General features: G+C 68.9%; 27 protein-coding genes and 1 pseudogene. 14 read left to right on the top strand and 14 right to left on the bottom strand.

Annotated elements, in window-relative coordinates:
• Positions 1 to 12: 12 nt before the first annotated feature.
• The 5 genes from ABZ808_RS17610 to ABZ808_RS17630 all read right to left on the bottom strand — a co-directional run bounded on the left by ABZ808_RS17610 (position 13) and on the right by ABZ808_RS17630 (position 3,194).
• Positions 13 to 591, bottom strand: a complete 579-nt coding sequence (locus ABZ808_RS17610) for a hypothetical protein (protein WP_357007252.1) — start codon at positions 589 to 591, stop codon at positions 13 to 15.
• Between the two features lie 187 nt (positions 592 to 778).
• A complete protein-coding gene (locus tag ABZ808_RS17615) occupies positions 779 to 1,513 on the bottom strand; it encodes a class I SAM-dependent methyltransferase (protein WP_357007255.1) in 735 nt (244 codons plus the stop codon).
• Positions 1,514 to 1,742: 229 nt separating this feature from the next.
• Positions 1,743 to 2,105, bottom strand: a complete 363-nt coding sequence (locus ABZ808_RS17620) for a PH domain-containing protein (RefSeq protein ID WP_282256748.1) — start codon at positions 2,103 to 2,105, stop codon at positions 1,743 to 1,745.
• A 10-nt stretch (positions 2,106 to 2,115) separates the two neighbouring features.
• Complete coding sequence (locus ABZ808_RS17625; protein ID WP_357007257.1) at positions 2,116 to 2,871, bottom strand: class I SAM-dependent methyltransferase; 756 nt, start codon at positions 2,869 to 2,871, stop codon at positions 2,116 to 2,118.
• A gap of 14 nt (positions 2,872 to 2,885) precedes the next feature.
• On the bottom strand, positions 2,886 to 3,194 hold the full coding sequence (locus tag ABZ808_RS17630; RefSeq protein ID WP_053660437.1) for a 4a-hydroxytetrahydrobiopterin dehydratase: 309 nt from the start codon (positions 3,192 to 3,194) through the stop codon (positions 2,886 to 2,888).
• 183 nt (positions 3,195 to 3,377) lie between these two features.
• On the opposite strand from ABZ808_RS17630, the gene ABZ808_RS17635 reads away from it, so the two are divergent.
• On the top strand, positions 3,378 to 3,818 hold the full coding sequence (locus ABZ808_RS17635; RefSeq protein WP_357007259.1) for a (deoxy)nucleoside triphosphate pyrophosphohydrolase: 441 nt from the start codon (positions 3,378 to 3,380) through the stop codon (positions 3,816 to 3,818).
• Positions 3,819 to 3,994: 176 nt separating this feature from the next.
• On the opposite strand, the gene ABZ808_RS17640 is transcribed toward ABZ808_RS17635, so the two are convergent.
• The 6 genes from ABZ808_RS17640 to ABZ808_RS17665 form a co-directional block, all read right to left on the bottom strand.
• Positions 3,995 to 5,059, bottom strand: coding sequence for a succinate dehydrogenase/fumarate reductase iron-sulfur subunit (locus ABZ808_RS17640; RefSeq protein WP_357007262.1), 1,065 nt, complete (start codon positions 5,057 to 5,059; stop codon positions 3,995 to 3,997).
• Positions 5,056 to 6,984, bottom strand: a complete 1,929-nt coding sequence (locus ABZ808_RS17645; RefSeq protein ID WP_357007265.1) for a fumarate reductase/succinate dehydrogenase flavoprotein subunit — start codon at positions 6,982 to 6,984, stop codon at positions 5,056 to 5,058. The genes ABZ808_RS17640 and ABZ808_RS17645 overlap by 4 nt, the downstream gene beginning before the upstream one ends.
• 12 nt (positions 6,985 to 6,996) lie before the next feature.
• Positions 6,997 to 7,803: a hypothetical protein gene (locus tag ABZ808_RS17650; protein ID WP_357007268.1), complete on the bottom strand. Its 807-nt coding sequence runs from the start codon at positions 7,801 to 7,803 to the stop codon at positions 6,997 to 6,999.
• Positions 7,804 to 8,064: 261 nt separating this feature from the next.
• The gene (locus ABZ808_RS17655; RefSeq protein ID WP_357007275.1) at positions 8,065 to 9,471 is read right to left on the bottom strand and encodes a metallopeptidase TldD-related protein; all 1,407 of its coding nucleotides are present in this window, start codon (positions 9,469 to 9,471) and stop codon (positions 8,065 to 8,067) included.
• A complete protein-coding gene (locus ABZ808_RS17660) occupies positions 9,468 to 10,904 on the bottom strand; it encodes a TldD/PmbA family protein (protein ID WP_357007277.1) in 1,437 nt (478 codons plus the stop codon). Before ABZ808_RS17660 ends, ABZ808_RS17655 begins: the two co-directional genes overlap by 4 nt.
• A gap of 33 nt (positions 10,905 to 10,937) precedes the next feature.
• On the bottom strand, positions 10,938 to 11,489 hold the full coding sequence (locus tag ABZ808_RS17665) for a Uma2 family endonuclease (protein WP_357007280.1): 552 nt from the start codon (positions 11,487 to 11,489) through the stop codon (positions 10,938 to 10,940).
• 343 nt (positions 11,490 to 11,832) lie between these two features.
• Between ABZ808_RS17665 and ABZ808_RS17670 the strand changes: the two genes are divergently transcribed.
• From ABZ808_RS17670 to ABZ808_RS17720, 11 genes are all read left to right on the top strand, one after another.
• Positions 11,833 to 12,372, top strand: coding sequence for an RNA polymerase sigma factor (locus ABZ808_RS17670; RefSeq protein ID WP_357008183.1), 540 nt, complete (start codon positions 11,833 to 11,835; stop codon positions 12,370 to 12,372).
• Complete coding sequence (locus ABZ808_RS17675) at positions 12,369 to 13,385, top strand: hypothetical protein (RefSeq protein ID WP_357007282.1); 1,017 nt, start codon at positions 12,369 to 12,371, stop codon at positions 13,383 to 13,385. The genes ABZ808_RS17670 and ABZ808_RS17675 overlap by 4 nt, the downstream gene beginning before the upstream one ends.
• A gap of 634 nt (positions 13,386 to 14,019) precedes the next feature.
• On the top strand, positions 14,020 to 15,075 hold the full coding sequence (locus ABZ808_RS17680) for an ABC transporter ATP-binding protein (protein WP_357008186.1): 1,056 nt from the start codon (positions 14,020 to 14,022) through the stop codon (positions 15,073 to 15,075).
• The gene (locus ABZ808_RS17685) at positions 15,072 to 16,106 is read left to right on the top strand and encodes a dipeptide ABC transporter ATP-binding protein (RefSeq protein WP_357007284.1); all 1,035 of its coding nucleotides are present in this window, start codon (positions 15,072 to 15,074) and stop codon (positions 16,104 to 16,106) included. The genes ABZ808_RS17680 and ABZ808_RS17685 overlap by 4 nt, the downstream gene beginning before the upstream one ends.
• A complete protein-coding gene (locus tag ABZ808_RS17690; RefSeq protein WP_357007286.1) occupies positions 16,103 to 17,110 on the top strand; it encodes an ABC transporter permease in 1,008 nt (335 codons plus the stop codon). Before ABZ808_RS17685 ends, ABZ808_RS17690 begins: the two co-directional genes overlap by 4 nt.
• Before the next feature lie 8 nt (positions 17,111 to 17,118).
• Positions 17,119 to 18,105, top strand: coding sequence for an ABC transporter permease (locus tag ABZ808_RS17695; protein WP_357007289.1), 987 nt, complete (start codon positions 17,119 to 17,121; stop codon positions 18,103 to 18,105).
• A gap of 147 nt (positions 18,106 to 18,252) precedes the next feature.
• Complete coding sequence (locus ABZ808_RS17700; protein ID WP_357007292.1) at positions 18,253 to 19,995, top strand: ABC transporter substrate-binding protein; 1,743 nt, start codon at positions 18,253 to 18,255, stop codon at positions 19,993 to 19,995.
• A gap of 70 nt (positions 19,996 to 20,065) precedes the next feature.
• Positions 20,066 to 20,365, top strand: a complete 300-nt coding sequence (locus ABZ808_RS17705) for a hypothetical protein (RefSeq protein WP_357007295.1) — start codon at positions 20,066 to 20,068, stop codon at positions 20,363 to 20,365.
• 75 nt (positions 20,366 to 20,440) lie between these two features.
• The gene (locus ABZ808_RS17710; RefSeq protein WP_357007298.1) at positions 20,441 to 21,127 is read left to right on the top strand and encodes a uridylate kinase; all 687 of its coding nucleotides are present in this window, start codon (positions 20,441 to 20,443) and stop codon (positions 21,125 to 21,127) included.
• Positions 21,128 to 21,193: 66 nt separating this feature from the next.
• Positions 21,194 to 21,730, top strand: coding sequence for an ATP-binding protein (locus ABZ808_RS17715; protein WP_357007301.1), 537 nt, complete (start codon positions 21,194 to 21,196; stop codon positions 21,728 to 21,730).
• A gap of 92 nt (positions 21,731 to 21,822) precedes the next feature.
• Entirely contained in the window at positions 21,823 to 22,269 is a 447-nt protein-coding gene (locus ABZ808_RS17720; RefSeq protein ID WP_357007303.1) for a hypothetical protein, read from the top strand.
• A gap of 52 nt (positions 22,270 to 22,321) precedes the next feature.
• On the opposite strand, the gene ABZ808_RS17725 is transcribed toward ABZ808_RS17720, so the two are convergent.
• Both ABZ808_RS17725 and ABZ808_RS17730 read right to left on the bottom strand, forming a co-directional pair.
• Positions 22,322 to 22,837 (bottom strand): pyridoxamine 5'-phosphate oxidase family protein, encoded by a 516-nt coding sequence (locus ABZ808_RS17725; protein ID WP_357007306.1) that lies wholly within the window; start codon positions 22,835 to 22,837, stop codon positions 22,322 to 22,324.
• A gap of 217 nt (positions 22,838 to 23,054) precedes the next feature.
• Positions 23,055 to 23,513 carry an Lrp/AsnC family transcriptional regulator gene (locus tag ABZ808_RS17730; RefSeq protein WP_357007309.1) on the bottom strand — a complete coding sequence of 153 codons (459 nt, stop codon included), beginning with the start codon at positions 23,511 to 23,513 and terminating at the stop codon, positions 23,055 to 23,057.
• Positions 23,514 to 23,621: 108 nt separating this feature from the next.
• Between ABZ808_RS17730 and ABZ808_RS17735 the strand changes: the two genes are divergently transcribed.
• Positions 23,622 to 24,680, top strand: coding sequence for a Glu/Leu/Phe/Val dehydrogenase dimerization domain-containing protein (locus ABZ808_RS17735; protein WP_357007311.1), 1,059 nt, complete (start codon positions 23,622 to 23,624; stop codon positions 24,678 to 24,680).
• A 69-nt stretch (positions 24,681 to 24,749) separates the two neighbouring features.
• Positions 24,750 to 25,061: pseudogene (locus ABZ808_RS17740) on the top strand (DUF664 domain-containing protein); the annotation flags it as partial.
• 122 nt (positions 25,062 to 25,183) lie between these two features.
• On the opposite strand, the gene ABZ808_RS17745 reads toward ABZ808_RS17740, so the two are convergent.
• Complete coding sequence (locus ABZ808_RS17745) at positions 25,184 to 25,780, bottom strand: XRE family transcriptional regulator (RefSeq protein WP_357007314.1); 597 nt, start codon at positions 25,778 to 25,780, stop codon at positions 25,184 to 25,186.
• Positions 25,781 to 25,925: the final 145 nt, after the last annotated feature.

The raw sequence follows: 25,925 nt of genomic DNA on the forward strand, positions 1-25,925 counted from the left end.
CAGACGCGAGACTCAGTAGAGCTGTGGCGGCAGGCCCTTGCGGTCCACGACGGCCCGGACCTGCGCCTCCCACTTGAAGATCAGGTCGTTCCACTCGGGCGAGTCGAAGTAGTTCTCGATCGACCCGTCGAGGTCGAACTCGGGCATGTACATGCCGACCACGCCCTTCTGGAGCAGGCCCTCCTCAAGGACGGCCTTCTCGCGCAGGATCAGGATCGGCAGGCCTAGCTGGTACGCCATCGCGGGTTCGATGTGCGACCAGGGGCTGGTCAGCCAGGTGTCGTCCAGTCGGTAGCTCTTCAGGCCCGCGAGGTTGGTCCGGAAGTTGCCGCTGCCCGTCTCGATGTAGGTCCGCCGCAGGGCGATCGTGATGAGGCCGTTCGACTCCAGCATCAGCCGCCTGATCGCCTTCAGCGGGGCGTCCATGTCGTAGTCGGTGACGCCGAGGGTGCGCGGGGCAAACCCCCGAGAGTCGAGGTACGCGCACATCCGGTCGATGAACACGGCCTGCTCCCGCATGCACGGCTTGGGATAGCTCAAGAACACGGAGATCTTGAAGCGCCCTCGGCTGCCCTGCGTCTCCGCTGCCATCACTCTCCCTGACACGGTCGCCTGCGAGCCGGGCGATTCGATCTGAACCAGGGAGGCGATTCTAGGATCGCGTGGCGGTGCGGCGCGGCCCGCTGTCGGCAGCCCGACTGCCGAACGGAGGTCGACTCTGGCTCCTTGGGGTCGGGGTCGCACCCGTACTTCCGGAACCAGAGCCGACCAATCGTCGCTACTCCGCGCGGTACACCGAGATGTGCGCCGGACTGTCGGCGGTGAACGGCTGCCGGTGCCAGTCGGCGTACCGCTCGGTGAGCCGGAGCCCCGCCTGCTGCGCCATCTCGTCGATCTGGTGCGGCCAGGCGTACCGCATGGCGAACGGCTTCAGGTGCACGCCGTCCCCGTCGAACGTGATGGTCTGCCGGATGAAGCGCTGCGCCGGCCGGTCGTACCGGTGCAGTCGGATCGTCGCCGAGTCCTCGGTGACGGCATGGACCTGCACCTGCTCGTCGACGTCGAAGTCGCGCGGGTCCGGCACGAACGTCTCGATGACGAACGCGCCGCCGGGCGACAACACCCGGGCGACGTTACGGAAGCAGTCCGCCTGCCGCTCGGCGTCGACCAGGTTGAACAGCGTGTTGAAGACCAGGTACGCGAGCCGGAACTCACCGGCCACCGGTACGTCGGCCATGTCGGCGACCACCACCGGGATCTGGTCGCCCCCGGGCTTGGCCCGCATCTGGGCAAGCATCTCCTCGGACGCCTCGACGCCGTGCACGGTGAGGCCGCGCTCGGCCAGCGGCAGCGCGACGCGGCCGGTGCCGATCGCCAGTTCGAGGACCGGGCCGCCGTCGGCCAGGTCGGCCAGGAAGTCCACGGCGGGCATCGGGTCAGGGTTGGTGTCGCCGACGTCGTAGTCGGCGCCCCACAGCCGGCCGAAGAGGCCGGGATCGTCGAAGACCGACATCAGCGGCCTCCGCGGTTGGTGTCAGTGGCGCTCGACAGCGCCGTGGTCAGGGAGCTGAGCTGCTCACGAAGTCTCGATTCCTCAGTGTGGATGACGTCGGGTCGGAGGAACTTCGTTGTGTTGGGCATGTCGGCTGCTCCCTTCGCGCGGCTGTCGAGTGACGACACCAGAAGCCGCCGGGGCCGGGCAACCCATTTAGGCGGTGCCTGGCCGCCGGCGGCCGGACGGGTCAGGAGATGTGGTGCAGGATCACGTTGTGCACGTGGTGGCTCTTCTGCGCACCACGGAACTCCACCTCGTAGGTGTGCGTGCCGACGTGGATGGCGATCGAACCGGTGGAGAAGAACGAGCCACCCCAGGACTTGTTGCTGACCACGCTCACGCTGGTGATCTTCGAGTACGGGATGCTGGTGATCGCGAACCGCTTCCCGACGAAGGAGCGGTCCTGGATGATCACCCGCCGGTCGGTCAGCCCGATGAACCCGGTGCCGGTGCCCACGGCGTCGTAGACGGCGATGATCTGCTCGCCGTCGAGGAGGCCGCTCTCGATCTGCTGGACCTGCTCTTTGCGGTCGTACGCGATGTTCGCCATGCGTCCCAGGCTAGAAAACCGGTGCCAACGAGGCAGCGCGGGCGAGGACGACGAACTCGCCGTCACCGTGGCCCACCGGCTCGCGGTGCCAACCGCCGTAAATGTGGTCCACGGTGAAGCCCGCCCTGGTCAGGGACTCGCGCAGCTCGCCCTCGGTGCGGAAGCGGAGCGTCGCCGAGCTGAGCAGATCCTCGCCGTCGGCAAAGTGGTAGTGGTGGGTGAAGTCCACCACTCCGTCGCGTACACCTGTGACCTCGGTCCACGCGCGGACCTCGCCGCCGTCGCGCAGCGGGACCCGCCGTTGCGAATCCCTCGGGTTCCACCGCTCCCAGCGGCGGTCCGCCGGATCGCGGGCATCGAAGACCAGCCGACCGCCGGGCACGAGCGCCCGCCGCAGGTCGGCGAGGGTACGCGCCCACTCCGCGTCCGCTACGAAGAACTGCGAGACGTGGCTGGTCAGCACTGCCACGTCGAACGCTCGGCTCGGCAGCAGCGCCGAGGTGCCCTCGATCCAGGTCACCTGCTGAGCGCACGATCGGTCACGGGCGGCGGTGAGGGAGGCGCGGGCCGGGTCGATGCCGGTGACGGTGTGGCCGGCGGCGGCGAGAGCGACAGTCAGACGACCGGTGCCGCAGCCGAGGTCGAGGACCCGCGCGGTCGGGGTCTCGTCGACGATCGCGAGAAGGAAGTCGTCGTCGGGGCCCCACTGGCATTCCGCGTCGTAGACCTGGACCAACCTGCGGTGGCGGAACTCGCCCTGTTTCATCTGAGCTGGGGACGTCAGGACTCGGTGACCGCCCGGTACGCGTCCTCGATGCGGGCAGCCAGCAGGACCTCACCCTCGGTCAGCGGCTCGCCGTTGCCGTGCCCGACCCGGATCTGGGTGCTGTCGGACCGACGGCTGATCTCGGGGCGCAGATGCAGCGCATCGGCGACCACCTTCACCCGTTCAGTTAGCGCCGCGTGTTGGGTATCGTCGATCACGAGCGTGCGCCGGATCTGTTCGCCCTCCCGCGTCCAACCAGATAGCAAGGTCAACGCGTCGGACAGGTAATCGTGCTTTGCTCGGCTGTTGAACAACACGCGCATGACCGCACCCCCCAAGCGCCGTTGTCGGCTTGTGGCCAAATCGTCGCCATCCCGTGTCTTGTCGGTGTGCTCTAGTTTGTCGCCGCTCGCTGGAGGTGTCCACGCCCACACTTCCGTGTTCTATTGGCCTAGCGGACGGCGACGGCACCCAAACCGCCGATTGATCTGGCACCCTGGACGCCCGTGCAGACCGAACGGGCTAGTGGCGGCGGGCAGGCCGAACGACGGGACCTGAAAGTGATCGTCGGGGCGGCGATCATCCGGGACGGGCGGGTGCTCGCGTGCGCGCGTGCCGCCCCACCGGAGGTTGCCGGCATGTGGGAGTTCCCTGGTGGGAAGGTCGAGCCGGGGGAGGCCGAGACCGACGCGCTGATCCGGGAGTGCGCCGAGGAGTTGGCCGTACGCGTGGAGATCGGCGACCGGGTCGGCCGCAACGTGCGGATGGCCCACGGCCGTTCGGTTCTCAAGGTGTACGCCGCCCGCCTGGTCGGCGACGACCAGCCGCAGGCGCTCGAGCACTCGGCGCTGCGCTGGCTCGCCGCCGACGAGTTGGACTCGGTCACCTGGCTCCCCGCCGACGCCCCCATCGTGGCCGCCCTCCGCCCCCTCCTAAAAACCCCCTAACCCCACCCCCACCCCACCCGTCACCGGCGTTGACCATGAAGTTATTGCTGCGACACGCCGGCCGGACCGGCAATAACTTCATGATCAACGGGGGTGGCAACCGGGGGGACGGGGACAGGGGGGTATGGGGACGGGGGCTACCGGCAGTGCCGGTAGCCCCCGTTTCGTGGTCGTGCTTAGTGCTTGTCTTGGTCTGGGTGGGCGAAGTTGAGTTCGTCCGGAGGCAGCGGGAAGGTCACGTCGTCGCCGAACGGCGACGGCGCGGCAGCCCGGTCGAAGGTCAGCTCCGTCAGCGGCAGCTTGCCCCGCTCGTCGACCGCTGGAGCGGTCGGGTGGGGCACCTCCCGGTGCCAGTTGACGCCGCTCTGTGCCTGCGCCTCGGCCTGCGGGTCGTGTGAGCCACCCGCGTGCGAGTGCACGCCGCGCCGGCTCGTGCCCGCAGGCGTCGCCGAGCCCTGACGGGCGGTGGACACGCTGGTCTGGGGCGTCTCGCCCCGACGGAAGATCTTGCTACCAAGCCACACAAGGGGATCGTACCTGCGGTCGACGACCCGTTCCTTCATGGGGATGATCCCATTGTCAGTGATCTTGATGTGCTCGGGGCAAACCTCCGTGCAGCACTTGGTGATGTTGCAGAAGCCGAGGCCCTGTTCGGCCTGTGCGTACTCCTTGCGGTCGGTCCGGGCGTCCAGCGGGTGCATGTCCAGTTCGGCGGCCCGGATGAAGTACCGGGGGCCGGAGAACGCCTGCTTGTTCTCGTCGTGATCGCGGATCACGTGGCAGACGGTCTGGCACAGGAAGCACTCGATGCACTTGCGGAACTCCTGCGAGCGCTCGACGTCGACCTGCTGCATCCGGTAGTCGCCCGGGGCGACGTCCGCAGGCGGGGCGAACGCCGGCGTCTCCCGAGCCTTCTCGTAGTTGAACGAGACGTCGGTGACCAGGTCCCGGATGATCGGGAAGGTACGCAGCGGGGTGACCGTGACGGTCTCGTCCTCGCCGAAGGTCGACATCCGGGTCATGCAGCCCAGCCGCGGCTTGCCGTTGATCTCCATGGAGCAGGAGCCGCACTTGCCGGCCTTGCAGTTCCACCGGCACGCCAGGTCGGGCGCGTCGGTGGCCTGCAGGCGGTGGATGACGTCGAGAACGACCTCGCCCTCGTTCACCTCGACCATGTAGTCCTGCAGGTCACCGCCGGACTCGTCGCCCCGCCAGATCCGGAACTGACGCTTCGCGCTCATCGGTTGTCCGCCTCTCCAGCGTCGGCGACGAGAGCGTCGAAGTCGGCGATCTCCTCGTCGGTGAGGTACTTGGCCAGTTCCGCCCGGTCGAAGAGACCGATCAGCTCCGGACGCATCTTCGGCAGCGGCTTGCGGGTCAGCCGCACGGCGTCGCCGTCCAGCGAGCAGACCAGGTTGACCTGCCGCCACTTCGGCTCCATCGTCGGGTAGTCCTCCCGGGTGTGCCCGCCGCGCGACTCCTGCCGCTCCAGCGCCGCCTTCGCGGTGCACTCCGAGACCACCAGCATGTTGCGCAGGTCGAGAGCCAGGTGCCAGCCCGGGTTGTAGCGCCGGCCGCCGGCCGCGCTCACCTTTGCCACCCGCTCGCGCAGCTCGGCCAGCCGGACGAGCGCGTCGGCCAGCTCACCCTCGCGCCGGATGATGCCGACCAGATCACCCATGACCGCCTGGAGGTCCTGCTGCAGGGTGTACGGGCTCTCGCCGGTGTCACGTTGCAGCGGAGCCAACGCGGTCTCCACGGCGGCCTCGACCGCGTCCACGGCCACCTTCGGCCGGGCGTCCAGCCCGTCGGCGTAGCTGGCCGCGTGCCCACCGGCCCGCTTGCCGAAGACCAGCAGGTCGGACAGGGAGTTGCCGCCCAGCCGGTTCGAGCCGTGCATGCCGCCGGAGACCTCACCGGCGGCGAACAGCCCGCGTACGTGGCCGAAGGCGGCACCCGAATCCGGGTCCACCTCGACGCCGCCCATCACGTAGTGGCAGGTCGGCCCGACCTCCATCGGCTCGGCCGTGATGTCGACGTCGGCCAGTTCCTTGAACTGGTGGTACATCGACGGCAGCCGCCGCCGGATCTCGTCGGCCGAGCGCCGGCTCGCGATGTCCAGGAAGACACCACCGGCGGGGGAGCCCCGACCGGCCTTGACCTCACTGTTGATCGCGCGGGCCACCTCGTCGCGGGGCAGCAGCTCCGGCGGACGGCGGTTGTTGTCCGGGTCGGTGTACCAGCGGTCCGCCTCCTCCTCAGTCTCCGCGTACTGCTTGCGGAAGACGTCGGGGACGTAGTCGAACATGAACCGCTTGCCCTCGGAGTTCTTCAGCACACCGCCGTCGCCACGGACCGACTCGGTGACCAGGATGCCCTTCACCGAGGGCGGCCAGACCATGCCGGTCGGGTGGAACTGGAGGAACTCCATGTTGATCAGAGTCGCCCCGGCGCGCAGCGCCAACGCGTGACCGTCCCCGGTGTACTCCCACGAGTTCGAGGTGACCTTGTAGGAGCGCCCGACCCCGCCGGTCGCCAGCACCACGGCCGGCGCCTCGAAGAGGATGAACTCGCCCGACTCGCGGTAGTAGCCGAACGCGCCGGCGACCCGGTCACCGTCGAGCAGCAGCTCGGTGATGGTGGTTTCGGAGAACACCTTGATCCGGGCGTCGTACGAGCCGAACTCGCGCTTGTCGTCCTGCTGCAACGAGACGATCTTCTGCTGGAGGGTGCGGATCAGCTCCAGGCCGGTCCGGTCGCCGACGTGCGCCAGCCGGGGGTACTCGTGGCCGCCGAAGTTGCGCTGCGAGATCTTGCCGTCCTTGGTGCGGTCGAAGAGCGCCCCGTACGTCTCCAGCTCCCAGATCCGCTGCGGCGACTCCTTCGCGTGCAGCTCGGCCATCCGGAAGTTGTTGAGGAACTTGCCGCCGCGCATGGTGTCGCGGAAGTGCACCTGCCAGTTGTCCCGGCTGTTCACGTTGCCCATCGCGGCGGCGGCGCCGCCCTCGGCCATCACCGTATGCGCCTTGCCGAAGAGCGACTTGGAGATGATCGCGGTCTTCTTGCCGGCGAGCCGGGCCTCGATCGCCGCGCGCAGACCGGCGCCGCCGGCCCCGATGACGACGACGTCGTAGTGGTGTCGTTCGATGCGAGTGGTAGTGGTCATGTCAGGGGCCCTTTAGTTGATGAACCGCAGGTCGGAGAACCAGCCAGCCGCGAGCGCCATGATGTAGAAGTCGGCCAGCGCCAGGGTGCCGAGGGTGATCCAGGCGAGCTGCATGTGGCGGACGTTCAGGGCCGAGACGAACGTCCAGGCCTTGTACCGCACCGGGTGCTTGGAGAAGTGCTTGAGCCGGCCGCCGATGATGTGCCGGCAGGAGTGGCAGGAGATGGTGTACGCCCACAGCATCACCACGTTGCCCACCAGGATGATGTTGCCCAGGCCGAAGCCGAAGCCCTCTGGGGAGTGGAAGGCGAGGATCGCGTCCCAGGTGTTGATCAGCGAGATGATCGCGGCGGCGTAGAAGAAGTAGCGGTGCAGGTTCTGGCCGAGCAGCGGCAAGCGGGTCTCGCCGCTGTACGAGGCGTGGCCGTCCGGGACGGCGCAGGCCGGCGGGGACAGCCAGAACGACCGGTAGTAGGCCTTGCGGTAGTAGTAGCAGGTGAGCCGGAACAGCAGCAGGAACGGCAGGGTCAGCGCGGCGTCCGGGATGATCCACCAGCCCGGCAGGAACCGGCCGAAGTGGGAGGCCCCCTCGACGCATCGGTCCGTCACACAGGGGGAGTAGAACGGGGTCAGGTAGTGGTACTGGTCCACCCAGTACCACTTGTGCATGAAGACCCGGACCGTCGCGTACGCGACCCAGGCGCTGAGCCCGATCACGGTGATCAGCGGGGCGATCCACCATCGGTCGGTACGCAACGTCTTCGCCGCGATGGCGGCGCGTGCCCGCGCTCCCCGCGGCTTCGTTGCCGTTGAAGTCATTCGAGTCGTCTCCTCGGCGGGCCCGTACGGGCGGGCTGATCTATCTCCGGTCGGCACGCGGCCCGGCGAACCGCACCCGCTGCCACGTCATGCGCACACCAACGACCACGCCGGATGACCGGCGCAGCTAAGTGACACACGTTACGCCGATCTTTGCGAGCCGTCCGCGCAAGGGAGTGTCCCGTGTCTCTGGCCTGCGGAAAAGGCCTGGCACGCCGATCGATGGCACGTTGTTAAGAAGATCACTGCCCGCCCTGCCGCTCAGCCTGAGGCGCCTCCCGTGAAATGCCAGGACGCCAGTCGCACCGACGGCGCCGTCCACCACGTACCGTCCACCCGGTCCGGTTGACGCACCGGCCGCGCGCCGAGCCCCAGCACCGCACCCGGCCCGAGCGCCCTCGGGTACGACTCGGTGAACCGCAGATCGCGGACCGCCCGCACGACAGTGCCGTCCTCGACGAGCCAGACCCCGTTGCGGGTCAACCCCGTGACGACCAGGCTCTTCGGATCGAGGACACGCGTGTACCACAGGTCGGTGACCAGCAGCCCGCGCCGCATCCCGGCGACCAGCGCCGCGGTGTCCGTGTCGACGACCGCGCCGGCCGCCGTGCCCGTGGTGCTCCGACCCACCGCGCTGGCCGGGCCGGCCGCGGCACCGGAGAGGCACAGGTTGCGGGCCATCGGACCCCAGGTGGCACCACCCGCGACCGCATGGCCGGTGGACTCCGCGCCCGCCTCGGCGGCGGTCCGCCGATCGTGCGCCACCGCCCGGGTGGTGCCCGCCTCGACCAGGGTCAACGCCCGCCGAGCGGTGCCCTCCGCGTCGAACGGCAGCCCCGACGCGCCCAGCGGATCGTCCACCAGGGTCACCTGCCGGTCGAACTGCGCCGCCCCGGGCTCGGCGAAGGACTGCCGCTCGGCGTACCGCTTGCCGTTGAAGCCGTACCAGGACAGGTTCTGCAGCAGGTCCGCCACGGCGGCCGGTTCGAACACCACCTCGTAGCGCCCCGGCGGCAACTCGACCGGGTCGGCCGCCGCGCGCGCCTTCGCGGCGGCGTGCGCGCCCAACTCCGCGCCGTCGAGGTCGGACAGCCGGTCGGCGCAGCGCCGCGCCACCCCGTCCGCGCCGTCGCGGCGCGCGATGCCGTCCATCGCCGCCTCCGCGGAGCGGCCGTACGCGGTGTGCCCGGCCGAGTTCGCGAACGCCGACGAGCGGTGCGCGGTACGGCAGTAACCCGCCGTGGTGAGGTCACCGGCGGCGGCCACGAACGCGCGGACCCGATCGGCCCGCTGATCCGGCTCGGCGTGCGCGGTGGCCTCGTCGACCGGCGGGGCATCCGGCCCGGGTGAGGGTGGCGTCAGCCCCGGCCAGCCCGGGTCGGGCGGGCAGAGCCGAGCCGCCGTCAGGGTGCGCTCGACCAGGGCGCGCAGCCCATCGGCGGTGACCACGCTGCCGCTGCCCGCGGCGGTCCGCCCATCCACGTGCAGCCGCAGCCGGACCCCGACGGTCGACTCGGCGACGTTCTGGTGGATGGCCGAGTTGGCGAACCGGGTCAGCGCCAGATCCGCCCGCGTTACCACCGCCTCAGCCTGCGCACCCGGACCACCGAGCCGTCGGACCAGCTCGACAACCTGCCCCGCCAGCTCCACCTCCGTCGACGCGCTCACGCGGACACTCCCACCCGGACGTTGCGGAAGCGGGCCGGCGCGGCCGGGTGGCCGGTGTGCCCGGTCTGGCCGGGCTGGCCCTTACCGCAGTTGGGCGTCCCCCAGGGCACCGTCTCGCCGGAGAGCATGTCCATCGAACGCCAGAAGAGCGGGCCAATCCCGGTGTACGTGGGATTGCGCAGCATCCGCCCCCGCCGGCCCTTCTTGATCTCCCAGCCGACCTCGCAGCCGAACTGGAAGTTGAGGCGCTTGTCGTCGATCGACCAGGACCGGTTGAGGTCCATCAGCACCCCGTCGTCGGTGGCCGCGATGATCTCCTCCAGGGTGTGCGGGCCGGGCTCCAGGCCGACGTTGGTCATCCGCACCATCGGCAGTCGCGCCCACCCGTCGGCGCGTACGCTCCCGCCGTAGTCGAGGCCGGCCACGGCGGCCGAGTCGCGCCCGGCGAGCACGCCCACCCACCGCCCGTCGCGTACCGCGTCCCGCTTGACCGCCGGTGAGCCCTCGTCGTCGAAACCGAAGCTGCCCAGCGCGCCGGGGATGGTCGGGTCGATGGTGATGTTCATCAGCTCGGAGCCGTAGCGCAGCGAGCCGAGCTGGGCCAGGTCCAGCCAGGACGTGCCGGCGAAGGCGGCCTCCCAGCCGAGGATCCGGTCCAGCTCGATGGCGTGCCCGACCGACTCGTGGATCTGCAGGGCCAACTGCTCGCCCCCGAGGATCAGATCGGTTTCGCCCGCCGGGCAGGGCGGTGCGGTGAGCAGCGCCCGGGACTCCTCGGCGATCTGCGCGGCGTGCGCGGCCAGGTCGAGCGACTCGACCAGCTCCCAGCCGGTGGTGCCGTACTGCCCCCGGTAGCTCGGCCAGGACCGCCGCTGCGTCTCGCCGTCGCCGATCGAGGTGGCCGAGATGCCGCCGCCGCACTCGCGGATCCGCTGGTCGATCCGGTGGCCCTCGCTGGAGACGAACCACTTGGCGGTGTCCCAGATCTGGTAGAGCCCTTCGGCCAGGTCGGCGCCGTGCTCGGCCATCGTGCGGGTCGCGCCGACCAGCAGGTCGCCCTTGTCGGACAGCGGCACCCCGAGCGGGTCGACCTTGCAGTCGGACGCCCAGCTCGCGGCCACCGGCTGGCCCGGCACCAGGTCGACCGGCGGGCCGGGCACCCGCGCGCTCGCCATGGCCGTCCGCGCGGCACGGCGGCCGGCGTCGCGGGCGGCGGCGTCCGACAGATCGGGTACGGCGTGGAAGCCCCAGCTCGACCCGACCAGGGCCCGGACGCCGAGCCCGATGCTCTCGTCCTGGGTCAGTTCCTCCACGTCGCCGTTGCGCGCGGTCATCGACTCGTAGCGGCGGTGCATCACCCGGGCGTCGGCATACCGGGCGCCCGCATCGAGGGCGGCCTGCACGGCGGCGGTGGCCGCGTCGAACTCGGTCATGCGACCGACCCTAGGCCAGCCGACCGACACCCGTCAGGGGACGAGATCCTCCGGCCGGATCGTGGCCCGCACCGGCTCCGTCAGCTCCAACACCTCGCCGGCCCTGGTCATCGACCGCTCGACGTAGTGGGAACCCTGTCGCTGGTAGAGGTGCAGGGTCAGGGACTCCTGCTCGACGAGCAGGTACCACTCGATGCTGGCCTCGGCGTACAGGTGCGGCTTCAGCACCCGATCGATGACTGCGGTGTGTGGCGCGGTGATTTCGCCAACCAGCAGGACCGCGCCCGCCGGCACGCAGTCCGCCGTGAGATCCAGCTCCGCCGTCACCACGAGGTCGGGGTTGAGGATCCGCGTCGGGTTCAGCCGCAGGTTGATGACCGGGAGAAGGGTACGGTTCGCCGCAGCGCAGCCTGGTTCCAACGCGGTTGCCAGGCCACGGACGATCACCTGGTGTCGGACGGACGGTGATGGTCCGATGAGCAGTCCGCCGTCGAGGAGTTCGATCCGGTGGGCCGTCTCACCGACGGCAAGGTAGTCGGACTCGGTCCAGGGCAGCGCACGGTCAAGAATTCCGTCGTGAAGCATGCGGCCAGTGCAACTCATGGGGATCGCCAACGTCGCACTCGACGTGCGAGCGCGAGATGAAATGCCCGCTCAGACGTTGTGATCGCAAAGGTTCATTTGCGTCAGAGCGAGATTGGAAGTACCGGGAGAGCTCCTTCTTGAAAGTTCGATTCTGGTGGTGTGGGCCGCCGAGTTCCGTAGGCGGCGGCGTGAACCCGGTGGCGCTCTGCGGGCATAAACAGGTGTGAGCGCAACGTACGAAGTGAGGGATATTTCCTTGGGCGAGCCGGCCGGCCCTCGATCGGAGCGGCCTCCCCCGGTGCAGCTCGTGGAGCCGTCGCAGCTGGTGAGCGATGACCTGTTGATGCGCGAGTCGGTCGAGTGTCCTGAGCGGTTCGCCGCCCTGTTCGACCGGCATGCTGTGGCCGTTCACCGGTATCTGGCGCGCCGGGTCGGTAGCGCGGCGGACGACCTGCTGGCTGAGACGTTCCTGATTGCGTTTAGGCAGAGGGCGACTTATCGATCGCAGGGCGTTGATCCGCGGGCCTGGCTGTACGGCATCGCCACGAATGTGCTGCACCGACAAGCGCGGCAGGAGGAGCGCCGGTACCGCATGTTGGCCCGGTTGGCCGCCATCACCACCGATCTGACGTCGAGCGACGATGAAGCAGTCGAGCGCACGGACGCGCAGGCCCTGCGCCAGCAGTTGGCTGCGGCTCTCGCGCGGTTGAAGCGCGGGGACCGGGACGTGTTGTTGCTGACGGCGTGGGCCGAGTTGTCCTACGTCGAGATCGCCGCGGTGCTCGCCATACCTGTTGGCACTGTCCGGTCCCGGCTGAACCGGGCCCGACGCCTGACTCGTGAATCCCTCAGCTCGGCGATGATCAAGGAGGAGTTGCCATGAATGATCTCGAATTGCTAAGCGACTATGGTCCGGACGCGCCGGCGGCGTCTTCGGCGGCTTTGTCCAGTGCTCGTCACCGACTGATGGCCGAGGTGATCGCGGTTGCGCCGGCCCACCCTGGGTGGGGCTGGAGACGTGCAAGGTGGGCGCTTCAACATCGGCGGGTTGGCCTAAGCTTCGCCGTTGTGGTCGTGGTCGCCGCGGCTGCTGGCGGTTCATTCGTGTTGTCGGAGCATCGTGCTCCGGCGGGCCAGTCGGCGGGCGTGCAGCTCGTCGCGTTCGACGCGCCGGTGTATCCCATCGGGTTGCGTCCTCGCCCCGCTGACCTGGCGGCGCCGACCTTCAGTGGCGGTGTTGCCCGCGACGAGCAGGGCAACGACCGGCCGGTTATGACGGCGGTCTTCCCGGCGACTGATGGCGTCAGCGATGTCTACCTCGGCGTCGGGGATCGGTATGTGCCACAGGACGCGCCTGAGCGGATCCGGTCCGTCACGTTGCAGGGCGTGCCCGGCTTCGTGGTCGAACATCAGGCACAGTCCGGCACGTCGGTGGTGCTGAGTTGGCAGCGCCGGTCCGGTCAATGGGTCACGCTCACCGGCCATGGTCGCTTCGGCAGCGAAACGGCGGTGCGGGCGCTGGCCGCGACCGTGGCGGATGATGCCCAGCCGGTGCCGTTGCAGGTGCGTCTCGCTCCAGCGGGCTGGCGGTTGGCAGCCTTCAAGGACAACAAGATCGTTACCCTGCGCGCCCCCGTGTCTGGCGAGGAACTCAGTGTCAATCTCGTCGAAGCTCCCGAGAGAAATCTGATGGGCTTGGTGAGTGGCGCGAAGCGGATTGAGACGGTGCAGGTCAACGGCAGGGAAAGTGATCTGGTGCAGACGCTCAACGGGTGGTTCCTGCAGGTCCCGCTGCCCGACGGGACCGCCTTCCACCTTCAGGCGCCAGCGATGTTGACTGGCGAGCAGATCGTGGCCGTTGGCGCCCAGGTCATCGTCACACCGCGCGGTCGGTGAAGCGGCAGGGCCCCGGCCACGGCCACGGCCACGGCCATCTGCACCTCACCTGATCGCCCCTGAGTCGCGGCACTCCCTGCCGTCGCAGGCAAGGCGCATCGGGGGTGGTGCAGACAACTCAGCTGAGTTACAAGATCGCGCTCGATCTCGGATGTAGTGGTATCGGCGCGTCGGTGATGCCACTAGATCCTGGTTCGAGAGTGACCTTGGCGGCGGTGGGCGCCCCAAACTCCGCTTCCGGCCTGTCGGGGGCGGTGTTCGTCGTCAAGATTCGCGCAGTATCGGGGATGTTGCTGCCTCCGCCGCACCTGAGGCAGCAACATCGGGGATGTTGTGAGGATCTTGTGGCGGGGCGCGGGGCGCGGGGCGCGGGGCGCGGGGCGCGGGGCGCGGGGCGCGGCGGCGTCGACAGCGCACCCAAGGTGCGGTCGCGGCATGAATGGGCGTGGATGGCGAGGTGACGGGGCTGCGGGGTCGATGCCGACTCGTTACGCTCGGGCCCGCTGACAGGTGCTGACGTTGTAGCTTATTTTCACCCTCGGGACTTGCCTGTAAGTTCTCTTCGTCACTGAGGGAGGCGGCCGTGGGCAATTCGGATCCGGCGCCGTCCGGGGGACCGGACGACCATCCCACCGTGCCGGCGCAGCGCGGCAACGAGGACGCCTACCTGCGGGTGAGTGACCTGCGGGTCCGCTTCGACACCTCCGACGGCGTGGTGCGCGCGGTCGACGGGGTGTCCTTCGCCGTGCAGCGCGGTCGCACCCTCGGCATCGTCGGCGAGTCCGGTTCCGGCAAGAGCGTCACCTCGCTGGCCATCCTCGGCCTGCACGACCCCAAGCGGACCACGATCACCGGGGAGATCAGCGTCGGCGGCCGGCAGTTGGTCGGCCTGGCCGACGAGGAGGTACGTCGACTGCGTGGCCGGGACATGGCGATGATCTTCCAGGACCCGCTCTCCGCGCTGCACCCCTACTACACGGTGGGCCGGCAGATCGCCGAGGCGTACCGGGTGCACCACCCGAAGGCCAGCCGCCGCGAGGCCCGCCAGCGGGCGGTGGACATGCTGGACCGGGTCGGCATCCCGCAGCCGGCGCGCCGCTTCGACCAGTACCCGCACGAGTTCTCCGGCGGCATGCGCCAGCGGGCGATGATCGCCATGTCGCTGGTCAACGACCCGGCACTGCTGATCGCCGACGAACCGACCACCGCGCTGGACGTCACCGTGCAGGCGCAGATCCTGGACCTGCTCGCCGACCTCCAGGCCGAGTTCCAGTCCGCGATCATCCTGATCACCCACGACCTCGGTGTGGTCGGCCAGGTCGCCGACGACGTGCTGGTGATGTACGGCGGGCGAGCCGTCGAGCACGGCAGCGTGGAGCAGGTGCTCCGCTCGCCGCAGCACCCGTACACCTGGGGGTTGCTCTCCAGCGTGCCGTCGCTGCACGGCGACGCGGACGCGGACCTGCTGCCCATCCCCGGCAACCCGCCCAGCCTGATCAACCTGCCGTCCGGCTGCGCCTTCCACCCGCGCTGCCGCTACGCCAACCGCAACGGCGACCGGTCCCGCACCGAGGTGCCCGAGTTGCGCCGGGCCGGCGCGGATGGCCACCTGGTCGCCTGCCACCTGAGCGCGCAGGAGCGCACCGAGCGCTACGCCGAGGACGTCGCATCCGTGGGGGTGGCGCGATGAGCGAGGAGCCGCTGCTGCGGGTCCGCGGCCTGACCAAACACTTCCCGGTACGCCAGGGGCTGCGCGGCACCGGCCTGGTGCGGGCGGTCGACGGGCTCGACTTCGACGTGCGGCCGGGCGAGACGCTCGGCCTGGTGGGGGAGTCGGGCTGCGGCAAGACCACCACCGGACGGATGCTGGTGCGGCTGCTGGAGCCGACCGCAGGCACCATCGAGTTCGCCGGGCGGGACATCACCCACGCCGGTCGACGGGAGTTGCGCCCCCTGCGCCAGGAACTCCAGATCATCTTCCAGGACCCGTACGCCTCGCTGAACCCCCGGCACACCGTCGGCCGGATCGTGGCCATGCCGTTGCAGGTCAACGGGGTCAAGCCGCCGGGCGGGATCAAGGCCCGGGTGCAGGAGCTGCTGGAACTGGTCGGGCTGAACCCGGAGCACTACAACCGGTACCCGCACGAGTTCTCCGGCGGCCAACGCCAGCGCATCGGCATCGCCCGCGCGCTCGCCCTGCGGCCCAAGCTGATCGTCGCCGACGAGCCGGTCTCCGCGCTGGACGTCTCGATCCAGGCGCAGGTCGTCAACCTGCTGCGCGACCTGCAACGGGAGCTGGGCCTGGCGTTCGTGTTCATCGCGCACGACCTGGCCGTGGTGCGGCACTTCTGCCAGCGGGTCGCGGTCATGTACCTGGGCCGGATCGTGGAGATCGGCGATCGGGCCGACATCTACGAGCGCCCGCAGCACCCGTACACCCGGGCTCTGCTCTCGGCGATCCCGGACGTCACCCAGCTCGGCCCGGCGGGCCGGATCCGGCTGACCGGGGACGTGCCCACGCCGCTCGACCCGCCGTCGGGCTGCCGGTTCCGCACCCGGTGCTGGAAGGCGCAGGACGTCTGCGCCGCCGAGGAGCCGGCGCTGGTGGCGCGCGACGGCGGCAACCAGGCCACCGCGTGTCACTTCCCGGAACCCGCCGAGGCGGCGGCCGTCGCAGGAAGTCGCGGGGCCGACGTGGACGTCGAGGAGGTGTCGTCGTGAGCCTGTCTCCGGTGGAGGGTGTGGCGCTGGCCGAGATCGAGTCCGGCGACGGCGTGGGTGAGCCCGCGGCGAAGGGGGTCGTCGGCCGCTCGCCCGGCCAACTCGCCTGGCTGCGGCTGCGTCGTGACCGGACCGCCGTGGTCAGCGGCGTACTCCTGATCTTCTTCATGGTGTTGGGGCTGGCCGCCCCGCTGATCGAGATGGCCTACGGCGTCGGCCCGCGCGAGCAGTTCCAGAACCTGCTGGACGGCTTCGGGATGCCGCTGGGTTACGCCGGCGGGGTCACCGGGGACCACTGGTTCGGCCTGGAGCCGGGTCTGGGTCGGGACATCTTCATCCGGCTGATCTACGGGCTGCGGACGTCGCTGTTCATCGCGCTCGCGGCGGCCCTGATCACGGCGACGATCGGGGTCGTGCTGGGCGCGCTCGCCGGCTACCTCGGCGGCTGGCTCGACGCGGTGATCAACTGGATCACCGACCTGACCCTGGCCATGCCCTTCCTGATCATCGCGCTGGCGCTCACCCCCGCCATCACGCTGCGCTTCTACGGTGAGCGGGGCCAGGTGTCGTCCGCGTTCGGGGTGGGCGTGCTGATCGCCGTCTTCGCGATCTTCGGCTGGACCAGCACCGCCCGCCTGGTCCGCGGGCAGGTGGTCGCGCTGCGCGAGCGGGAGTTCGTGGAGGCGGCCAAGGCCAGCGGCGCGGGGCTCGGGCACATGCTCTTCCGGCAACTGCTGCCGAACATCTGGGCGCCGATCCTGGTGTCGTTCTCCCTGGCGGTGCCGCAGTTCATCACCAGCGAGGCCGCGCTGTCCTTCATCGGTGTCGGCCTCAGCGACGAGACGCCGAGCTTCGGCCGGATGATCTATCGAAGCCTGGACTTCCTCCAGACCGACCCGGCGTACGTGTTCTTCCCGGGCATCACGATCTTCGCGCTGGTGTTCGCCTTCAACCTCTTCGGCGACGCGTTGCGGGACGCGCTCGACCCGAAGTCGTCCCGGTAGGGGTCCCCATGACGCGATTTCTGATCAAGCGACTCTTCTCCGCGGTGCTGACCCTCTTCGCGGTGAGCGTGCTGACGTTCCTGATGTTCTTCGCCCTGCCGCGCGACCCGGTGAGCAGCATCTGCTCGAAGAACTGCAACCCGGAGCGGCTGGAGCGGGTCCGCGACGACCTGGGTCTGAACGACCCGCTGATCAGCCAGTACGCCGGCTACATGAAGGGCATCGTGACCGGTCGGGACCTGGGCAGCGCCCAGGGCGGCCGGTGCGACGCGCCCTGCCTGGGCTGGTCGTACGTCACCAACGAGGCCGTCTCGGACACCATCGCCCGGGTGCTGCCGGTGACGCTGAGCATCGTGATCCCGGCGGCGATCCTCTGGCTGCTGCTGGGGGTCGGGCTGGGCATGGTGTCGGCGTTGCGCCGGGGCACTTGGCTGGACCGGGCCGCCATCGGCTTCTCGCTGACCGGCGCCTCGTTGCAGCTCTACTTCGTGGGCGCGGTGCTGCTGCTGGTCTTCGTCTACAACCTGCGGTGGCTGCCGGTGCCGAGCTACACGTCGATCTTCGACAACCCGTTGAAGTGGGCGAGTGGGCTGGTGCTCGCCTGGGTGGCGCTGGCGTTCCTGTTCTCGGCGATCTACGCCCGGCTGTCGCGGGCGCAGATGTTGGAGACGCTGTCGGAGGACTTCGTCCGCACCGCGCGGGCCAAGGGCCTGGCCAAACCCAAGGTGTACGGGCGGCACGCGCTGCGCGCGGCGATCACCCCGGTGGTGACCATCGCCGGGCTGGACGTCGGCGGGGCGCTGGGCGGCACGGTGATCACCGAGACGACGTTCGGCATCCAGGGGTTGGGGCGTACGGCGGTGGACGCCGTTCGCTCCGGTGACCTGCCCACGATCATGGCGACCGTGCTGATCGCGGCCGTCTTCGTGGTGGTGGCGAACGTGCTGGTGGACCTGCTCTACGCGGCCATCGACCCCCGGGTGCGGCTGCGCTGATCCGCAGCGTGCCCGCCACGCCCACGGATGGCGAAATTTATCGACAACTGTTACACAACTCGTAGGTTTTCTTCCTTACGATCCTCGGAACGTCGGCGGTTCTCGCCCCGACGCAAACGCACGGCACATGAGTGAAGGGGGTACTTCATGCGACCACGCGTGGCGGTTGCCGCAGGCGGCGCGATCGCTCTGGTTGTGGCATTGGGTGCGTGCTCGAAGAACACGGGCGAGGGCACCACGGTGGACACCGAACGGCAGCAGACCGGGGTCATCGCGACCGACCCCAAGGATTCGCAGGGCCCGGCGGCCGAGGTGAGCGGCGCCGCGAAGGGCGGCACCTTCACCATCATCCGGGAGTCGCCGATCTCCCACCTGGACCCGCAGCGGACGTACTCGTTCGCGGGTCTGATGGCCAACCCGCTCTTCGCCCGCTACCTCACCACCTGGAAGGACGACGGCAAGGGTGGTCTGGTCCTGGTGGGCGACCTGGCCGAGACCCCGGGCAAGAACGTCAACAACGACTGCAAGGTCTGGGAATTCAAGGTCAAGGACGGGGTGAAGTTCGAGGACGGCCGCCCGATCACCTCCAAGGAGATCGCGTACGGCATCGCCCGCTCCTTCGACCCGGACCTCTCCGGCGGCCCGACCTACATCCAGGAGTGGCTGGCCGACAGCCCGCAGTTCGACACCACGTGGGACTTCAAGAAGAACAAGACGTCGCTGCCGCCGGGCCTGACCACGCCGGATGACAAGACGCTGCGCTTCGAGTTCGCCAAGCCCCGCTGCGACCTGCCGTTCGCGGTCTCGCTGCCGACCACCGCGCCGCTGCCGCCCGACAATGACACCGGCGTCGACCTGGACAAGCAGCCCTTCTCGTCCGGCCCGTACAAGGTCGCCAAGAACCAGGTCGGCGTGCAGATCACCCTCGACCGCAACCCCAACTGGGACCCGAAGACCGACCCGGTCCGGCACCAGTACCCGGACCAGTTCGTCTGGACCTTCGGCCCCACCGCCGACGCCGCCAACAACCGGGTGATCGCCGACAACGGCGCCGACCAGAGCGCGCTCGCCTTCAACGCCGTGCCCGCCTCGCTCGTCGCCAAGGTGGTCGGTGACGCGTCGCTGAAGTCGCGCAGCATCCTGTCGCCGACGCCGAGCGCCAACCAGCTCGTCATCAACAACCAGCGCGTCAAGGACCTCAAGATCCGCCAGGCGCTCAACTACGCCATCGACCGCGATGGGATGATCAAGGCCCTCGGTGGCCAGACCGTCGCCGCGCCGCTGACCACGCTCATGCCGCCGGCCACCATCGGCTACAAGGCGTACGAGGCGTACCCGGCGGGACCCAACGGTGACGTCGCCAAGGCCAAGGAACTGCTCGGCGGGCAGACGCCGGAGCTGGTCCTCGGTGTCGCCGACAACTCGACCGAGCAGCAGCAGGGCGCGCAGCTCAAGGCGAACCTGGAGCGAGCCGGCTTCAAGATCACGCTGCGGAACATCTCCGACGACGCCAAGCTCGACGAGATCAAGAAGAAGGACAACCCCTGGGACCTGTACATCGGTAACTGGGCGGCGGACTGGCCGAGTGGCGCCTCGATCCTGCCGGTGCTCTATGACGGCCGCACCATCAAGGCCGAGGGCAACAGCAACCAGTCCTACTTCAACGACCCGACGATCAACGCCGAGATGGACCGCATCCTGGCGCTGGCCCCGGCCGAGCAGGGCCCGGAGTGGGCCAAGCTCGATGAGCGGATCATGAAGGAGTACGCGCCCGTGGTGCCGCTCTATGTCGACGTGGCCTACAACGTGCACGGGTCCAAGGCGGGCGGGATCTTCATCTCCAGCGTCTTCGGCTACCCGTCGTTCGTCAACGCGTACGTCAAGCCGTAAGTCACACCGCAGCAAGGGCCCCCTCCCGACAACGTCGCCGGGAGGGGACCCTTGCTGTGAAGATGGCCTTGTGAAGGCGATCTACCCAGATGACGGCAACGGCGACCAGGGGGCCGGTGCGGAGGCCGAGCCCGGCCTGCGCCCCGAGACTGGAGGTGCCACGTCGCTCACTCTTGACGTCGATGGAGAGACGTTCGCTCTCCGCCGAAACGAGTGCAATGGCACCGACTACACGTGGCTCAGCGGGCCGAACCCCGGCTACGGATTTGGTATGAGCCCGACTCTCGACCTGTCGCTCGACGAGCACAGGGAGAACATCCGCGACTTCCTGGCCATGGTTGACCCCACCACCGGACGCATCGAAGACTGACATGGAGCTGGCAGGGCAGATCTTGGACAATTACCGTCAAGCGATGACGGAAACTGTCCAAGATTGCCAGTTGCGGTGAGTGAGAAGCGGCCTGGGTCGCGCCGTTCGGAGCTGCTCGGCCGCCTGTCTGAGGCGGTTGGGTCCGTCACCGTCGCACACCCGGTACGGGTTGCCATCGACGGTCCACCCGCCGCCGGCAAGACCACCCTCGCCGATGAACTGGCCGCCGTACTACGCGAACAGGGCCGCGACGTCATCCGTGCCACGATCGACGATTTCCTCTTCCCCCGGGCACAGCGCTATCCGCGCGGCGAGTACTCGGCCGAAGGCTGCTACTTCGACGCCCACGACTACGGCGCACTGAACGGTGTTCTGCTCGATCCTCTCGGCCCTGGCGGAGACCGAAACTTCCAACCCGCGGTGTACGACCGCACCGCCGACGCTGTGCTGTCCCCGACGGTCAACACTGCCCGCGCCGACGCCGTGCTGGTGTTCGACGGCGTCTTTCTCATGCGCCCGGAACTGATTGATCGGTGGGACCTGAGAATCTTTGTGTCGATCGCGCTTGAGAAGACCGTGGAACGTGCCGTGATCCGAGAGCGGCGGGTGTCATCTCGGGCCGACGTCGAACGGCGCTGGCGGGAGCGGTACATCCCGTCCCAACGGCTCTACTTCGACACGGTGCGCCCGACCGATCACGTCGACGTCATCGTGCACAACGACGAGCCCCAGCAGCCGGTCTGGGAGACCCGGACACGCTGACCGCATTGGAATCGCCGGCATGAGTGGATGTCAGCAATGATGGGGTGTTCGATCGGAAGCGGGGCGATGACGCAGCCAACGCTGTTCCTGACGGTGGGGCTCCCGTGCACCGGGAAGACCACCGCTGCTCGGCGTATCGAGATCGAGTGCAACGCCCTTCGTCTGACGAAGGACGAATGGGTCAAGGCTCTCTACGGGCACGAGAATCCGCCTTCGGCTCAGGACGTGATCGAAGGACGGCTCATCGAGATCGGGCTGCGCGCCCTCGAACTCGGCAACAACGTCGTGATCGACTACGGCCTCTGGAGCCGGGACGAGCGCTCCGCCCTGCGGCAGGCAGCAACGGACCTCGGCGCGACGGTGGAGATGCGCTACTTCGAACTCACCCCAGCCGAGCAGCGCAGACGACTCGATCAGCGCCAAGCCGAAGCGCCACACACGACGTGGCCCATGTCCGACGAGGAACTCGCCGAGTGGGCCGCCACCATCGAGATCCCCACGCCGGGCGAACTCGACGGCAGCGAACCCATTGATGACCCTCCGGCTGGATTCGCGACCTGGAACGGGTGGCGCATTCACCGCTGGCCGCCGTCGGTCTCCTGACGCCTACTCCTCGCAGCGCCCCCACGAGCTCTCATCGGTTACGACCGGACGGCGCCTGGCTTCAGCGGTCGTGACGCTTAGCATGTTCCGCTATGCACCGCATCGTGATCAGGCCACGCATCCAGATTCCGGTCCTGGTCGTCCTCTTCACGGTGTGGACCCTGCTGGGCGTCACGTACTTCACCTCCGGGGACGTACTGGCCGAGCGCGACTGGTTCGGCATCGTGCTGGGATGCCTACTCGTCACGAGCGGCATGGCCGGGATCTGGCGGGCTCTTCGACTCGGCGTGGTAATCAGCGGAGAGGGTGTCCGTGCCCGCGGCTTCGACAGCCGTGACCAGGTCACACCGTGGAGCGCGATCCAGTCGGTCGACTGCGTGCAGATCGACGTACGGGGAGGCTTGCCGCTCTACGCTCCCGTCCTCCGTCTCGGTGACGACGCCATGCCTCTCTCAGCGCTCGGCTCGTACTCACGGCAGGACGCCGAGCGCAAGGTCGAACAGCTGCGGAGCCTCAAGGCCAGCGCCGCGCGTTCCTGACCGGGATGCAGAGGCGGGTGCCCGACCAGCGGCTAGAAGCGGGTACCAGAGCCTATGCAGGGCGCCAGGTCTGCCGGGGTCGGTATCCAGCACGTCGCAGCCAGTGCTCGGTGTAAAGGATGCGGTTGGGGGTGATGATCGTCAGAGGGTCGGTGGGAGGCTCCCCCAGGGAGCGTCCTTGCTCAACGTGGTCCGACTGCCACCGGAACGCCTCCCAGTACTGCTCAACCTCGGGGTCGTCACGCTCGAGAGTCCGTGCCCTGCCGAACAGCTGCGCCCCGCGGCTGCTCGACTGTCCGACAAGGGACGCGACGATCCCTGCCGAGATCCGCGGATCGCGCTTGAGGTTCCGGGACTTCACCGAGGCATTCCAACTGGTGTAGAAGATCTCGAAGCCCAGGCTGTAGTAGCGCACCGGGGTCGCGGAAGGGCTGCCGTCCTTGTTGACTGTGGCGATCACAGCGAGGTTGTGAGTCGACAGCAGATTCAGGATGCGTTCTTCGAGCTGCTCGCGCGGCAGGTCTCGATCAGGAGTTGGACCGGCAAGCCAAGGGTTCGTCAGCGGCATACCGGCATTCTCACTGAACCGCTCAAACTCCCACCGACCCTCCTCACCCGGACGCCCTGTATTCGGCACGTCCGGACGGCAACCGGGCCAGCTCGGCGTGACGCTGCGTAGCGCACGGATCGCGGCATGAGCGCGCACCTGATCAAGCGGTCCTGGCGACCGCGCCGCGCCTGATCGGCGGTAGATGTGTGCACTGTCCCGACTTTGCGACCGTGCGTTACGGGTCAAGTGGTTCGATGACCTGCTTTCGGGCGTGTTGATAGATGACGGAGCTGCGGAACCCGACGATCTCGCGGCGTCCGCTGAACTTGTCCATGAGGAAGGAGTGCAGGCTGTCGACGCTGGGTACGGCGACGTGGACGAGGAAGTCGTCGCCGCCGGCCACGACGTACACCGAGAGCACCTCGGGCAGCTCCATCGCATATTTCTTGAAGCCGTCGATGACGGTGCGGCTCAGGGGCCGGACCTGCACGTGCAGCAATGCTTGGACGCCGCGGTTGAGGGCGGCCAGGCTGATCTCGGCGTGGTAGCCGATGATCACGCCGCGTTCCCGCAGTGCGCGCACGCGCTCCAGGCAGGTGGACGGCGCGATGCCGACCGCGCGGGCCAGTTCGCGGTTGGTCTGCCGCGCATGTGTCTGCAGGTGCTGGATGATCGCCGTATCAAGTTCGTCCACGACCGGAATCTTGCCATTGTCTCCGAACGATGTCCGCTTTGAGCCGGTCGATGCCAACCATCTGCCTACTGTCGATCCCGTTCCGGCGAGCACACGACAGGAGCCATCATGGTCGCGACCCACCTCGACACCGAGTCCATGCACGAACACGTCGTCGTCAGGCGGGGCGTACGGTCCGGCCTGCCGATCGTCGTCGCGGTGCACTCCACCGCGCTCGGTCAGGCCATCGGCGGCTGCCGGATCGCGCACTACCCGCACTGGCGTGACGGGCTCACCGACGCGCTGCGGCTGTCGGCCGCGATGTCGGACAAATGCGCGCTGGCCGGGCTGCCCAACGGCGGTGGCAAGACCGTCGTCGCCCTGCCCCAGGGCAGGACACTCGACGCGGCTGCCCGTCGGGCGGTGCTGCACGACGTGGGCGACGCGATCGCCGGGCTGGACGGCGCCTATGCCACCGGACCGGACGTGGGAACCGGACCGGACGACATGGTCACGATCGCCGAGCGTACCCCGCATGCGTTCTGCCGACCGGTGCACGCCGGTGGCAGCGGCGACTCCTCCGGACACACCGCCGTCGGCGTCCTCGCCGCGCTGCATGCCCTGTGCGCCGAGCGATTCGGGTCAGCCGACCTGTCCGCGCGCAGCTTCGCCGTGCTCGGCCTCGGCCGCGTCGGCGGCCACGTACTGCGCATGCTCGCCGACGCCGGCGCGACCCTGGTGGCCGCCGACATCGACGAGGGTAGACGAATGCTCGCCGACGCCGCCGGTGCCGCCTGGGCCAGCCCGCAGGACTGCCTGACCGCCGACGTGGACGTGCTCGTGCCCGCCGCCCTCGGCGGTCTGCTCACCCCGCACACGGTGCCGACACTGCACTGCGCCGCGATCGCCGGACCGGCCAACAACCAACTCGACACCCCGGCCACCGCCGACCTGCTGCACCAGCACGGCATCCTCTGGGCGCCGGACATCATCGTCAGCGCCGGCGGCATCATCCACGCCACCGCCGTCGAACTGCACCAGGAAACCTCCGCCCAGGCCACCGCCCGGGTCCAGGGCATCGCCGACACCCTCACCGACATCCTGCGCACCGCCCGCGCCACCGGCTCGACCCCGGCCGCCGCCGCCCGCTCCCGCGCCCGCCACCACATCGAACACGGCCGCCGCTGACCCTGCCGCCACCGGCAACGAACGGCAGATGCTGCACGACATGCTGCGAGCCCAACACACCACGCTGACGTTGAAATGCGCAGACCTGGCAGGTCAACACGCCCACGGTTCTCGTCCCAGACCAACCTCGACGGCGACTTCGACGACGCCGTGCCCGACGCAGCCTTCGTCACCGCAGCCCGGCAGGCGTGGCACGACGAGGTCACGTTCGCCGACGCGTTCATCGCCGCCGCCCACAACCTCGACATCGAGGGCCACGACATGTGGCGCGGCACCGTTTCGCTGCGTTGGGTCCTCATCCACATGATCGAGGAGTACGCCCGCCACAACGGCCACGCAGGCCTGCTCCGCGAGCGGATCGACGGAACCATCGGCATGTAAGCCCTTCCCGTCATGATCAGGTGCACTGTTCTCGGCATGAGCGTGCGCCTCGGCGTCGAAGCAGACGCTGCCGGCGGGGTAGGGCGGCTTCCCATGACGCGGTGCCGCCAATGGGCGACGTCCTATTCGGGTGACGTGTTGTATTGGTCGAGCGTCGCCTTGGACGTGGAGGCGTCCTGGAAGGTGAGCTCCCACGGGCCGGTGTTGACGTCCATGTCCTTGCCGAATCCGACCCATTTCCCGGCCATCCGTCGGCCGGTGGGCTCCACCAGTAGCTGGATTGCGCCGTGGTACCGGGCTCCCCGGTAGTAGCCGGCTGGATCGGTCTGCTCCACCCAGGTGCCGGTAACCACGGCACCGTCGACGGTGAGATCCAGCGACAGCGACGACGTTGCCGAGCCGGGCAGGCTGCGCACGGTCAGTCGGTCGCCGTGCTGGAGTACGACCACGAAGTGCTGCCCGGCGAATGACTCTCCCCGGCCGCTGGAATGGAATTGGTAGCGGCTGAGCCAGACGCCCTCGTGCGACCCGTGGACCGAGAGTGGCTTGGGTGTCGGCGTGGCCAGGCTGGACATGGGCGAGGTCAGGTCGTGGCCACCGTGTTGGTCATCGGGCTCGCCGACGCGGTCGCCAGCGGCTTGGAGCGCGCGGGCGAAGTCGTCCTGGCTCTTGCGCATCCCCGTGCGGACCGCGCGCAGGGCGGTGTTCGGGGCGTTCATGTCCGTCACGATAGCGCTGGGTCACTCTAATGTCGCCTTGAGTGCGCCTGAGGTGTCGCGCCAGGCGACATCTTTTGCGTCATGGTGGACAGCGGGCGACGGCTGAGGTTGTCGACGCGTTCCGCCAACGGGGGTGATGGTGGGC

It is taken from the genome of Micromonospora sp. NPDC047527 (genome assembly GCF_040643015.1).
GTDB lineage: Bacteria > Actinomycetota > Actinomycetes > Mycobacteriales > Micromonosporaceae > Micromonospora.

Coding starts and splice junctions, on each gene's coding strand:
- ABZ808_RS17660 (WP_357007277.1), bottom strand. CDS start 10,904: ATGACCGAGTTCGACGCGGCCACCGCCGCCGTGCAGGCCGCCCTCGAT.
- ABZ808_RS17745 (WP_357007314.1), bottom strand. CDS start 25,780: ATGAACGCCCCGAACACCGCCCTGCGCGCGGTCCGCACGGGGATGCGC.
- ABZ808_RS17610 (WP_357007252.1), bottom strand. CDS start 591: ATGGCAGCGGAGACGCAGGGCAGCCGAGGGCGCTTCAAGATCTCCGTG.
- ABZ808_RS17620 (WP_282256748.1), bottom strand. CDS start 2,105: ATGGCGAACATCGCGTACGACCGCAAAGAGCAGGTCCAGCAGATCGAG.
- ABZ808_RS17650 (WP_357007268.1), bottom strand. CDS start 7,803: ATGACTTCAACGGCAACGAAGCCGCGGGGAGCGCGGGCACGCGCCGCC.
- ABZ808_RS17615 (WP_357007255.1), bottom strand. CDS start 1,513: ATGTCGGTCTTCGACGATCCCGGCCTCTTCGGCCGGCTGTGGGGCGCC.
- ABZ808_RS17735 (WP_357007311.1), top strand. CDS start 23,622: ATGGTCGCGACCCACCTCGACACCGAGTCCATGCACGAACACGTCGTC.
- ABZ808_RS17715 (WP_357007301.1), top strand. CDS start 21,194: ATGACGCAGCCAACGCTGTTCCTGACGGTGGGGCTCCCGTGCACCGGG.
- ABZ808_RS17665 (WP_357007280.1), bottom strand. CDS start 11,489: ATGCTTCACGACGGAATTCTTGACCGTGCGCTGCCCTGGACCGAGTCC.
- ABZ808_RS17725 (WP_357007306.1), bottom strand. CDS start 22,837: ATGCCGCTGACGAACCCTTGGCTTGCCGGTCCAACTCCTGATCGAGAC.
- ABZ808_RS17720 (WP_357007303.1), top strand. CDS start 21,823: ATGCACCGCATCGTGATCAGGCCACGCATCCAGATTCCGGTCCTGGTC.
- ABZ808_RS17700 (WP_357007292.1), top strand. CDS start 18,253: ATGCGACCACGCGTGGCGGTTGCCGCAGGCGGCGCGATCGCTCTGGTT.
- ABZ808_RS17625 (WP_357007257.1), bottom strand. CDS start 2,871: ATGAAACAGGGCGAGTTCCGCCACCGCAGGTTGGTCCAGGTCTACGAC.
- ABZ808_RS17630 (WP_053660437.1), bottom strand. CDS start 3,194: ATGCGCGTGTTGTTCAACAGCCGAGCAAAGCACGATTACCTGTCCGAC.
- ABZ808_RS17685 (WP_357007284.1), top strand. CDS start 15,072: ATGAGCGAGGAGCCGCTGCTGCGGGTCCGCGGCCTGACCAAACACTTC.
- ABZ808_RS17695 (WP_357007289.1), top strand. CDS start 17,119: ATGACGCGATTTCTGATCAAGCGACTCTTCTCCGCGGTGCTGACCCTC.
- ABZ808_RS17675 (WP_357007282.1), top strand. CDS start 12,369: ATGAATGATCTCGAATTGCTAAGCGACTATGGTCCGGACGCGCCGGCG.
- ABZ808_RS17640 (WP_357007262.1), bottom strand. CDS start 5,059: ATGAGCGCGAAGCGTCAGTTCCGGATCTGGCGGGGCGACGAGTCCGGC.
- ABZ808_RS17645 (WP_357007265.1), bottom strand. CDS start 6,984: ATGACCACTACCACTCGCATCGAACGACACCACTACGACGTCGTCGTC.
- ABZ808_RS17670 (WP_357008183.1), top strand. CDS start 11,833: ATGCGCGAGTCGGTCGAGTGTCCTGAGCGGTTCGCCGCCCTGTTCGAC.